At 64.0% G+C, this 10,014-nt stretch carries 11 protein-coding genes; 7 read left to right on the forward strand and 4 right to left on the reverse strand.

The annotated features are described in order from the left end of the window. From Q0996_RS06120 to Q0996_RS06145, 6 genes are all read left to right on the forward strand, one after another. Positions 1-352: TAXI family TRAP transporter solute-binding subunit (locus Q0996_RS06120; protein WP_299616920.1), on the forward strand; the 352-nt coding region annotated here is incomplete at its 5' end. 175 nt (positions 353-527) lie between these two features. After that, positions 528-2,762: a TRAP transporter permease gene (locus Q0996_RS06125; RefSeq protein WP_299616921.1), complete on the forward strand. Its 2,235-nt coding sequence runs from the start codon at positions 528-530 to the stop codon at positions 2,760-2,762. A gap of 4 nt (positions 2,763-2,766) precedes the next feature. After that, on the forward strand, positions 2,767-3,189 hold the full coding sequence (locus Q0996_RS06130) for a universal stress protein (RefSeq protein ID WP_299616922.1): 423 nt from the start codon (positions 2,767-2,769) through the stop codon (positions 3,187-3,189). Between the two features lie 52 nt (positions 3,190-3,241). Next, complete coding sequence (locus Q0996_RS06135; protein ID WP_299616923.1) at positions 3,242-3,682, forward strand: tetratricopeptide repeat protein; 441 nt, start codon at positions 3,242-3,244, stop codon at positions 3,680-3,682. Beyond that, complete coding sequence (locus Q0996_RS06140) at positions 3,658-4,923, forward strand: FAD-binding oxidoreductase (protein WP_299616924.1); 1,266 nt, start codon at positions 3,658-3,660, stop codon at positions 4,921-4,923. Before Q0996_RS06135 ends, Q0996_RS06140 begins: the two co-directional genes overlap by 25 nt. A 15-nt stretch (positions 4,924-4,938) precedes the next feature. After that, the gene (locus Q0996_RS06145; RefSeq protein ID WP_299616925.1) at positions 4,939-5,709 is read left to right on the forward strand and encodes an aspartate/glutamate racemase family protein; all 771 of its coding nucleotides are present in this window, start codon (positions 4,939-4,941) and stop codon (positions 5,707-5,709) included. Positions 5,710-5,867: 158 nt separating this feature from the next. Here Q0996_RS06145 and Q0996_RS06150 read toward each other — a convergent pair whose 3' ends face one another. The 4 genes from Q0996_RS06150 to Q0996_RS06165 form a co-directional block, all read right to left on the reverse strand. Next, positions 5,868-6,218: a hypothetical protein gene (locus Q0996_RS06150; protein ID WP_299616926.1), complete on the reverse strand. Its 351-nt coding sequence runs from the start codon at positions 6,216-6,218 to the stop codon at positions 5,868-5,870. Continuing rightward, complete coding sequence (locus tag Q0996_RS06155; protein WP_299616927.1) at positions 6,215-7,276, reverse strand: pentapeptide repeat-containing protein; 1,062 nt, start codon at positions 7,274-7,276, stop codon at positions 6,215-6,217. Before Q0996_RS06155 ends, Q0996_RS06150 begins: the two co-directional genes overlap by 4 nt. 249 nt (positions 7,277-7,525) lie before the next feature. After that, complete coding sequence (locus Q0996_RS06160; protein ID WP_299616928.1) at positions 7,526-8,566, reverse strand: D-cysteine desulfhydrase family protein; 1,041 nt, start codon at positions 8,564-8,566, stop codon at positions 7,526-7,528. Between the two features lies 1 nt (position 8,567). After that, the gene (locus Q0996_RS06165; protein ID WP_299616929.1) at positions 8,568-9,320 is read right to left on the reverse strand and encodes a sulfite exporter TauE/SafE family protein; all 753 of its coding nucleotides are present in this window, start codon (positions 9,318-9,320) and stop codon (positions 8,568-8,570) included. 242 nt (positions 9,321-9,562) lie between these two features. On the opposite strand from Q0996_RS06165, the gene Q0996_RS06170 reads away from it, so the two are divergent. Further along, the coding region (locus Q0996_RS06170; RefSeq protein WP_299616930.1) for a trimethylamine methyltransferase family protein at positions 9,563-10,014 on the forward strand (452 nt) is incomplete at its 3' end.

Below are 10,014 nucleotides of genomic sequence, written 5' to 3' on the forward strand. Positions count from 1 at the left end.
GGGCATGAACCTGCATTCCTTCACCGAAGCCGATCTGAAGAAGATCAACGACATTATTCCGGCTTACATCCCCTCGAAGATCCCGGGTGGTGTTTACGAAGGTGTCGACGGCGACTCCCTGACCCCGGCGGTCAGTGCGCTGCTGGTGGTTTCGGCGGACCAGGAAGAAGAACTGATCTACGGCATCACAAAGGCGCTGTGGAACGACAACACGCGCAAGCTGCTCGACAATGGGCATGCCAAGGGTAAGCAGATCATCCTGGAGACGGCTCTGGATGGTATCGCCGCCCTCGGCGTTCCCCTGCACCCCGGTGCCGAGCGGTTCTACAAAGAAGCAGGCATGCTTCAGTAATCACTCCTCCCTGGGTGAACTGCCCCGGCCGGCGGTGCCGTCTCTGCGCTAGCCGCGCCGCCGACCGGGGCGCCCATATCAGAAGAGTCCGTTCATTGGGGAACTTCAACGAGGTGCTGATGCAGCATCCTGCGTAACTGCGCGACCGCTGGGAGCTCTGACGGGGAGGGGGAACATGAGCGAAGAAAAAGGCGACCACCTTGAGCTAAGCGAAGAAGAACTCAAGGCCATTGAGGAGAAGTACGACGAGGCCGCGGCGACGCGCCCCGTGACGGATCGCATGCACGCTCTCCTGCGGATGGTCGCAATCGCCTTCGCCACCTACGAGTTCCTGACGGCCGGCTTCGGCCTGCCCGCCGAGCACTGGCACATGGGCTGGTTCCTGGCGGGGCTCTTCATCCTGACCTACGCCTATTTCCCGCTGTTCCGGACGAAGGATGCCTTTCGCCTGAAGCCCGGCGGCCTGCGGATCGGCAACATACCGATCTACGATCTGATCGCAATCGTCCTGGGTGTGTCCTCGGCGCTCTATCTGGGCCTCGCCTGGCATGGACTGCCTATCCTCGGTGTCGAGGAACAGACCTTCCGCATGGGCAATCCGAACACCTGGGACCTGATCTTCGGGTCCCTGCTCATCGTGCTGGTGCTGGACATCACGCGCAGGACCCTCGGCTGGGTGTTGCCGCTGATCATCTGCATCTTCATGTCCTACGCGCTCTTCGGGCCCTTTTTCCCGGGCATCCTGCAGCATCCGGGGGTGAAGTTTAATACCTTCGTCTCCTCCATGTACTTCCCCCAGGAGGGCATCTTCGGCGTGACCCTCTGGGTGGTCTCCACCATCGTCTTCCACTTCGTGTTGTTCGGCGTCATTGCCCAGCGGACCGGGCTGGGCAAGCTGTTCATCGACAACGCGACGATCCTGGCCGGGAAATACACCGGCGGCCCCGCCAAGGTCTCGGTGGTCTCCTCGGCCTTTTTCGGCACCATCTCGGGATCGTCGGTCGCCAACACGGTCTCCACCGGTGCGCTGACCATTCCGAACATGAAGCGGCTCGGCTATCCCGGGCGCTTTGCCGGCGGCGTGGAAGCCGCGGCCTCGGCTGGCGGGCAGATCACGCCGCCGATCATGGGCGCGGCGGCCTTCATCATGGCCGAGTTCCTGGAGGTCCCCTACACGACCATCGTCATCGCGGCGATTTTCCCGGCGGTTCTGCACTATGTCGGCGTCTTTGCCGTGGTCCATCTCATGGCGCGGCGGCTCGGCCTCCAGGGCATCGCCGCCGACCTGCTGCCGAAGTTCGTGGAGGTCTGGAAGGACGGCTGGGCCAATGTGATCCCGCTGATTGCGCTCCTGGCCGTCCTGTTCTCGGGCTATACGCCCTACATGTCGGCGTTCTGCGGCATCAGCCTCGCCATCATCGTCGGCGCGGCCAGGCGCGACGTGCCCCTGACCCTGGTCTTTCCGGCGGCCTTCATCGCCTTCGCGGTCTGGAAGTACCTGACCGAAGGCTTCGACCTGCCCATCGCCGCGCTCCTCTGCGCGGGCTCGGTAATCGGCGTGTTCAATCCGCAAAAGCGGATGGAGATGCCGGAGATGCTGAGCGCCATCGAGACCGGGGTGAAGTACGCGCTGGCCGTCGGTGCGGCTTCCGCCGCCGTCGGCATCGTCGTCGGCGTCATCAATACCACCGGCGTCGGCTTCCGCATCGGCTTCATGGTCACCTCCAGTGCCGTCACCATGGCCGAGAGCCTGTCCTGGTTCTTCACCTACGGCGCCTACGAACTGTTCTCGATCCAGCAACTGCAGCTCTTCCTGTCGCTGGTCCTGATCGCCATCGCCTGCATCCTGATGGGGGCCGGCATTCCGACGACGGCGCTCTACATCATGCTGGTCTCCGTCGCCCAGCCGGCGCTGCAGCAACTGGGCGTGCCTCCCATCGCCTCGCATCTCTTCGTGCTCTACTACGGCGTCGTCGCCGAGATCACGCCGCCGGTCTGTACCTCCGCCTACGCGGCGGCGGCCATTGCGAACTCGAACCCCTTCAAGACCGGCATCTCCGCCTTCACCCTCGGCCTCGGCAAGATCATCGCGCCGATGGCCTTCGTCTACGCGCCGGTGTTGCTGTTCGTCTCCTCGACGGGCTTCGATTTCCTGGAATTCTCCTATGCTGCGACGAGTTGCATTCTGGGTGTGGTCGCTTTGTCGGCCTCGGTGGTGGGCTTCTTCCTGGCACCCATGGCTTGGTACGAACGCGTGCTGGCCGCCTTCGCCGGCCTGGTGGCCATTGCACCGAGCTGGCAGTCGGATCTCATCGCCCTCGCGATTGTCGCGCCGGTCATCGTGGTGCAACTGATCGCCAAGAAACGAAATGCCGAGGCGTCCTCGGACACGGCCCGGCAGGAGGCTTGATGCCATGATCGAGACAATCCTCGTCGCCGTCGATCTCGAAGACCCGGCCCTGACCGACCGCATGCTGGCCGTCACCTCGGATTTCGCCAAGCTGAAAGGGGCCCAGGTCACGCTGGTCCATGTCGAAAGCGACATACCGCCGGCCGCGGCGATCCAGCTTCCCGACGACTATCGCGACCAGACCTCTTCGGCCGTCTCGAACCAGCTCGGCGATTTGGTCGGCACCTTGGATTTGCCCGCCGGGGCGGCAAAGGCCGCCGTCCGGGTCGGCTCGATCTACCGGGAGATCCTGGCACAGGCGGAGGCGGACAAGTCGGACCTCATCGTCATCGGCTGCCACCAGCCGGACCTTGCCGATTTCCTTCTGGGCCCGAATGCCGCACGTGTGGTGCGCCATGCGACCTGTTCGGTGTTCGTCGTCCGCTGACGCCTTGCGGTGGCTGTCGCCGGGGCGCCGTTATTGCTGGGGAGAGACGCTCATGAGACCGTTGCTTGCCGCTCTCGCTCTCGTCATGGGGCTGGCATGGCCCGCATGGGGACAATCCGCCCCCGATGTTCGGACGCTGGCCGAGCAGGGGGACGCCGCGGCCCAGTTCGTGCTCGGGTCCATGTACCGCGACGGCCAGGGCGTCGAGAAAGATCTTACCGAAACGCTCAAGTGGTGGGAAAAGGCCGCGGCGCTCGGCAACGTCGATGCTCAGTTCGCTCTGGGCAACATCTACTCCGGCGGCTACGGCGTCGACCGGGACTACGTCCAGTCCTACATGTGGTTCGACATCACCGCGGCGCAGACGGGAACCGTATGGCTCGCGCCGATCGCCCGCAGCAACCGCGATGCCCTGGTGGACCGCATGACCGAGGCCGAGGTTTCCAAGGCCAAAGAAATGTCCGCGGATTGGATCGCGAGACACAAGCAGTGACGGCGGTGGAGGGAACCCTCGTCGTCGGGGCCGGTATCGTCGGCATCTGCTGCGCTCTGTCCCTGCTGGAAAAGGGCGAGCGGGTGACGATCATCGACCGCGATGCCCCGGGGCAGGGGGCCAGCTACGGCAACGCCGGTGTCATCTCCCCCTGGTCGAACGTGCCGCAATCCCTTCCCGGCGTCTGGAAGAGCATTCCGAAATGGCTGCTCGACCCTGAGGGGCCCGTTGCCATCAGGCCGGGGTATCTCCTGAAGGCGCTGCCCTGGGCGATCCGCTTCCTCCGGGCCGGCACACCCGAGAAAATCGTGGCGGTCAGCGATGCCATGGCAACGCTCGCGCGTCCGAGCGTCGATCTCTACCGCCATCACCTCAATGGCACGGGCCATGAGGGTCTGGTCAGGGACTCCTGGTACCTGAACGTCTACCGCCGGGCGGAAGACGCCAGCCTGGACGGTGCCGACTGGCGCCTCCGCGCACGCCAGGATACGCCGGTCGAGGTCATTTCCGGAGAGCGGCTCCGCGAGATCGAGCCGGCGCTGTCGCCCGAGTTCAATGCGGCAATCGTGATCCGCGATCAGGCGCGGGCCATCGCGCCGGGGCGCATCGGCGAGGTCCTGGCGGAAAAGGTCCGAAGCATGGGCGGCAAGGTTCTGCGCGGCAAAGTGCACCGCCTGCGGCCCGAGGGAGAAGGCTGGATCGCCGACACCGACCTGGGTGAGCTGGCAGCGCCGAAAGTCGTGCTGGCGGCGGGCGCATGGTCTGCCCGCCTGCTGGAACCGCTGGGCATCAGCCTGCCGCTGGAGGCAGAGCGCGGCTACCACCTGGTCTTCAAGACTCCCGGCGTGGCCCTCAACAACTCCATCCTGGATGTCGAGCGGAAGTTCGTGACCAGTTCCATGGAGTCAGGGATTCGCAGCGCCGGCACGGCCGAGTTCGCCGGCCTCGACGCCCCGCCGAACTACCGCCGCGCGCGCATCTTCAAGCGGCTGACGAAACGCATGCTGCCCGATCTCAATACCGATGATGTCGAGGAGTGGATGGGCGTGCGGCCGTCGTTTCCGGACAGCCTGCCCTGCATCGGCGAACTGCCCGGGCTCCCCGGCCTCTTCGCCGCTTTCGGTCACTCCCACTACGGATTGATGATGGCGCCGGCGACCGGGCGGATCGTCGCCGACCTGGTCACCGCCACGCCGGCGAACCTGGACCTGGCGCCCTACCGGGCGGAACGCTTCGCCTGACAGGGGGACTTCACGATGTTGATGCAAGGCGGACCCAATATCTGCGGGGCGACCATCGGCGTGCTCTGCCTCGACTCGCGCTTCCCCAAACCGCCCGGGCACATCAAGAACCCTTCCGGCCTGTCGTTCCCCGTGCTTTACGAGACCGTCAAAGGGGCGACGGTCGCCGAGCTCGTCAATCGGCCTTCGCCGGACTTCATCGCGCCCTTCACCGAAGCCGCGCGGCGGCTGGAGGCCGACGGCGTCCGGGCGATCACCGGAAGCTGCGGTTTCCTGGCGCTGTTCCAGCACGAGCTTGCCGCCGCCGTCACCGTCCCGGTCTTCGCCTCGAGCCTGATCCAGGTGCCGCTGGCCCAGGCAATGCTCCCGCCGGGGCGGAGGGTCGGAGTCCTGACCGCCGACGCCCGCAACCTGACGGAGCGGCACTTCGCCGCCGTGGGAGCCGGCGGCCTTCCCGTCGCCGTCGGCGGCATGGAGAGCTCCACCGAGTTCCGCGAAGTCATCCTGGAGGCGCGGCGCGACGACATGGACATCACGAAAGTCCGGACCGAGATCGTCGCGGCGGCGGTGCGGCTGGTCTCAGACCACGAGGACATCGGCGCTCTCGTCCTGGAATGCACCGACATGCCCCCCTTCGCCGCCGAGATCCAGGAGAGGCTCAGGCTCCCGGTTTTCGACCTGACGACCCTGGCGACCATGGTCCACGACGCGGTCTGCCGCCAGCCCTATCACGGTATCAATCCGCGCCCAGTTCAAAGTCGCGGTAGCTTTGCATCCGATGCATAGCGACGGCGTCGCCGCCTAAGCAGCAACGCCTGCTTTAAGGCCGCGACCCAACATCAAAGAGCTGCCATACTCAGGATGTCACCTAGGAAGCGGTCACCGATCGTAGACCGACTACTTGCCCGAAGGCCTCGTTTGACCGGCTGGATACACTGATTCTGTCATTCGGGAGCAGGAAGAGCCTTTATTTTCTGTGATTTCTTATCAAGTTCTAGTTGTTTAACCTTTGCTTCCGATGCCTCGAGTCTAGATTTCTCTTTGTCAGATTTATGCAAATAATATACGCCGGCTGCACCGATACAGAGGGCAAGGCCGAGAGAAATCGACGCTCCAGTCGCGATCCACGTCGCCACTGGCACCAACGCGGCATTTGAGCTAGCTAATACTGCGGAAGCGCCTAAGCTTGCCAAGCCTATTCCAGATACTATTGAAGCACCAAACATCGACGCCACCCCGGGTGGGGATGATTTTTTAAGTTGAGGAATAAAAATTTTACTTGATTGCTTAATCACGACTCGGTCTCGAGCCATAGCCCAAACAAACCAATTCCAGTAAGTACTCCTCCAATAAATAAGGCGCCGCCCGCAAGCGCTGGTGATACTGCAACCCAAGTTTCAGTGAGTATTCCAACGAAGACGGCTAAGCCAATCAGCCAGGGAACCAAGAGAAGTCCCCGTGGAATCGATGATCCACTGACCCACCTAGAGCCCAATTTAGTCTTCTTGGGGAACGATACGTTGCTGCCGAATCTCGTTTTATTGAATGATGCCCCGTACTGGAATTTCGCTTCCCAGAACCACGCATCGTCACAGAATTGCGCTCCATCAAATACAGTGACGCCGCCAAAATCCGCATCGCTAAACTGAGCATGACTCGCAAAGACTACACTATCGAAACATGCACGATCGGAGAAACGCACTTCTGGGAACCATGCAGTGCCGGAAAACCTTACATCGTCGAACAAACCGACACCCGCAAAGTGCGCCGCACCAAACCATGCATCTTGCGAGAAACTCGCCTTACCAAACCCAGCCTTACCTGAGAAACTTGCCGCGTTGAAAGACGCTTCTCCCGCGAAGCTTGCTCCATCGAGCTTTGCATCGCTTGAGAAGGATGCCTTATCGAAACGCGCTTCTCCCGAGAAGCTCACGTCGTCGAACAAGACGACGCCCGCAAAACTCGCTGCGCAAAACCATGCGTCTTGTGAGAAATTCGCCTTACTAAACCTGGTCTTACCTGCGAAACTTGCCGCGTTGAAAGACACCTCTCCCGCGAAGCTTGCCCCATCGAACCTTGCATCGTTTGAGAAGGTCGCCTCATCGAACCGCGCTCCGCCTGGAAAGACGAAGCTGCGAAAATCCGCCTCATCTTTGAAGTTATGGTTCGAGAAGTCAGCAAACGATGTCGCATGCCAAGCACGAGTTGCCTCATTCCAGTCTGGCTCGTTCCAGCCGGCGGTCCATTCCCCCGCCGCTTTCAGCGCATCTCGCTCAGCAAGCCTCTCTTCGGTCCAGGCCTTCCACGCCTCTCGGCCTCGGCCAAGAAGTGCGAGGGTTTCCTCCTGAAGCACGCGGTCAGCCTCCATTTGGGCAACCAGGGACGGCAGAGTACCACGGCAAGTCGGCGGACGAAACCACTGCCAGAGGTCAACAATACTACCTGTAGATCAGGAGTTATTTACTTGGGAACGGAATGTTATCGGCAAGTGTTGCGTCTTAGCATCCAGCTGCTGCAGAAATTGCGTCGCCCTAACGTCCCGCTTTCAGACGCAACTTACCGGAAATTGTCGCAAGGGCTTGCGGCAGAGGTGGGCCCTTCGTCACGCCCCATCCCAAGCGGCGGCCTCGGCCAGGGTGTTGGCGTAGGCGAAGAGGGCGGGGGTACCGCCGGTGTGCAGGAAGACCAGCGTCTCACCAGACGCTGCCTGGCGGGCGCGGTCGAGGAAGCCGGCCATGGTCTTGCCGGAGTAGACCGGGTCGAGCATCAGCGCTTCGTGGGACGCGCCGGCCAGGATGGCGTCGCGGGTGGCGGAGTTGAGCTGGCCGTAGCCCGGGGCGAGGAAGGCGTCGGTGACCTGCACGTCCGCTTCGGCGACCGGGTTCTCCAGGTCCAGGAGTTCGGCGATCTCGCCGCAGCGGGTCACGAGGCGTGGCGCCTGTAGGTCCGCGCCGCGGCGCACGCAGACGCCGAGCACCGGTGTCTCGCGCCCCAGGGCTCGCAGCCCGAAGAGAAAGCCGGCATGGGTGGCACCGCTGCCCGAGGGCACGACGTAGGCATCCGGTTCGATCCCCAGGTCATCGAGTTGACCGACCAGTTCCCGCGCCGCGACGGCATAGCCGAGGGCGCCCAGCGGCGGATGGCCGGGGGCGAGATGGATCACATAGGGGCTGCGCCCCTGGGCCCGAAGCTCCGCCGCCAGCTCCTCCAGCCGGGCGTCGGCGCCCGCCTCGTCCTCGCCATGGGGATAGGAGTGGAGCTCCGCCCCCAGCAGACGTTCGACCAGCACGTTGCCGGAGGTCCGGTAGAGCGGATCGTCTTTGGCGACCCGCTCTTCCTGCTGGATGTGGCACTGCATGCCGAGCTTGGCGGCGAAGGCGGCACAGAGGCGGCAGAAGTTCGATTGCACCGCGCCGGTGATCAGCACGGTGTCGGCGCCCTGGGCACGGGCCGCGCCGAAGTAGAACTCGAGTTGGCGCATCTTGTTGCCGCCGAAGGCGAGGGGCTGGCAGTCGTCGCGCTTGGCATAGAGGCGGGGGCCGCCGACCAGCTGCTCCAGGTTCTCCAGCCGGTCGAGGGGTGTGGGGTCCGTCGCGAGCCGGACCCGCGGCAGGTCATCGAGACGCCCGAGGCCTCTGTTCATCTCATTCTCCCTTCAAGCCCCCGGTGCCGGCCACAAGCAGCGTCACCGAGGTCGCCGCCAGCAGCACGAGCACCATATTGCGAAACAGCCGCTCGCTGACATGCGGTGCCGCGAAGTGACCGATCACCACGCCCGCCAGCGTGCTCGGTATGAGGATCGCGGAGGTGATCAAGGTCTCCCGCGTCACGCCCACGGTCAGCGCATGGGCGGAGAAGATCAGCGGGTAGACCAGCACGAACATCGCCAGGATGGTGGCCCGCGTGACCATCTTGTCGAAGTTGCGGGCGTTCATCCGCACCGCCGCCGTTGGGCCGGGCATGGCCAGGCAGCCCCCGAACAGTCCCGACACGCCGCCGCTGGCCCAGTCGCCCCAGGACGCCGGGCGCAGCGCCGCGCCCTCATGACGCCGGATCATAAGGGTGAGGGCGGTGAGCACGCCGACCGTGACCCCGGCAATGAGCTTCAGTAGATCGACTCCCACCAGGGCAAAGAGCGCGATCCCGAAGGGTAGCCCCGCCAGGGCGCCGATGCTGAGCTGTTTGAGCATCGGCGGATCGATGCGGCTGCGCAGCCCCGGTGCCAGAACCACGGCGATCAGGAGGCTGAGGAGCGTGGTGATCTGCACCGCGGAGCCGTCGTTGAGGGCGAGCAGGATGACCGGTCCGGCAATCATCGCAAAGCCGATCCCGGTTATGGTCTGCAGGAAGGCCGCGAGCACCACGGCGCCGTGCAGCCCGATCTCGATCGCTGTCATCAAGGAAGGTCCCGACTCACACCCGGCAGCGTCCCCTGCAGGACTTCGCCGCCCCCACGCTTCGTTTCAGGTCTCAGTTTAGACACTTAAGTGCTTGGTGAAAGAGGCAATCTGACCGCCTGATCGCGCGCCGGGCTGCATGGGATCGTGCTTTAAAGCCGTTCATCAAATCACCAGAATTACTGAATGTCGTTGGTGAGGGATTGCCATCAGGATAGCCGCCTGAAGCGGGAAATCGTCCGATGGGCAGCAGAAGACGGCAGAGCAGGGACCTTGGGAAGGACGGTCGCGGGGCCTGCGCGCCGCCGCCGGCGGTCGGCGGGCGGTTCCGGCCCCTGAGCACGGCCGACAGCGAGGCCATCCGCTGCGCGGCCCTCGACATTCTCGCCCGCATCGGCATGGCGGAGGTGCCCGATTGGCTTTCAAGCGCGCTGATCGGCGGCGGCGCCCGGCGGCGCGACGACGGCCGCATGGTCTTTCCGCGTCGCTGCGTCGAAGCGGCCGTCGAACGCGCGGCCCGGACGGTCGCTCTTCCCGGCTTCGTGGAAGACCGCGGGCTCGAGATCGGCGGCGGCCGGGTCCACATCGGCACCGGCGGTGCCGCGGTTCAGGTGCTCGACGCCGCGACAGAGGTTTTCCGCGATTCGACCCTGGCCGATCTCTACGGGCTGATGCGCGTGCTCGATCACTGCCC

Source organism: Pelagibius sp. (assembly GCF_028289705.1).
Taxonomy (GTDB): Bacteria; Pseudomonadota; Alphaproteobacteria; order Kiloniellales; family Kiloniellaceae; genus Pelagibius.

What these genes read in the sequence shown, in the direction of transcription:
- Q0996_RS06125 (WP_299616921.1), top strand. Translation starts at nt 528, where the DNA reads ATGAGCGAAGAAAAAGGCGACCACCTTGAGCTAAGCGAAGAAGAACTC.
- Q0996_RS06130 (WP_299616922.1), top strand. Translation starts at nt 2,767, where the DNA reads ATGATCGAGACAATCCTCGTCGCCGTCGATCTCGAAGACCCGGCCCTG.
- Q0996_RS06135 (WP_299616923.1), top strand. Translation starts at nt 3,242, where the DNA reads ATGAGACCGTTGCTTGCCGCTCTCGCTCTCGTCATGGGGCTGGCATGG.
- Q0996_RS06145 (WP_299616925.1), top strand. Translation starts at nt 4,939, where the DNA reads ATGTTGATGCAAGGCGGACCCAATATCTGCGGGGCGACCATCGGCGTG.
- Q0996_RS06160 (WP_299616928.1), bottom strand. Translation starts at nt 8,566, where the DNA reads ATGAACAGAGGCCTCGGGCGTCTCGATGACCTGCCGCGGGTCCGGCTC.
- Q0996_RS06165 (WP_299616929.1), bottom strand. Translation starts at nt 9,320, where the DNA reads ATGACAGCGATCGAGATCGGGCTGCACGGCGCCGTGGTGCTCGCGGCC.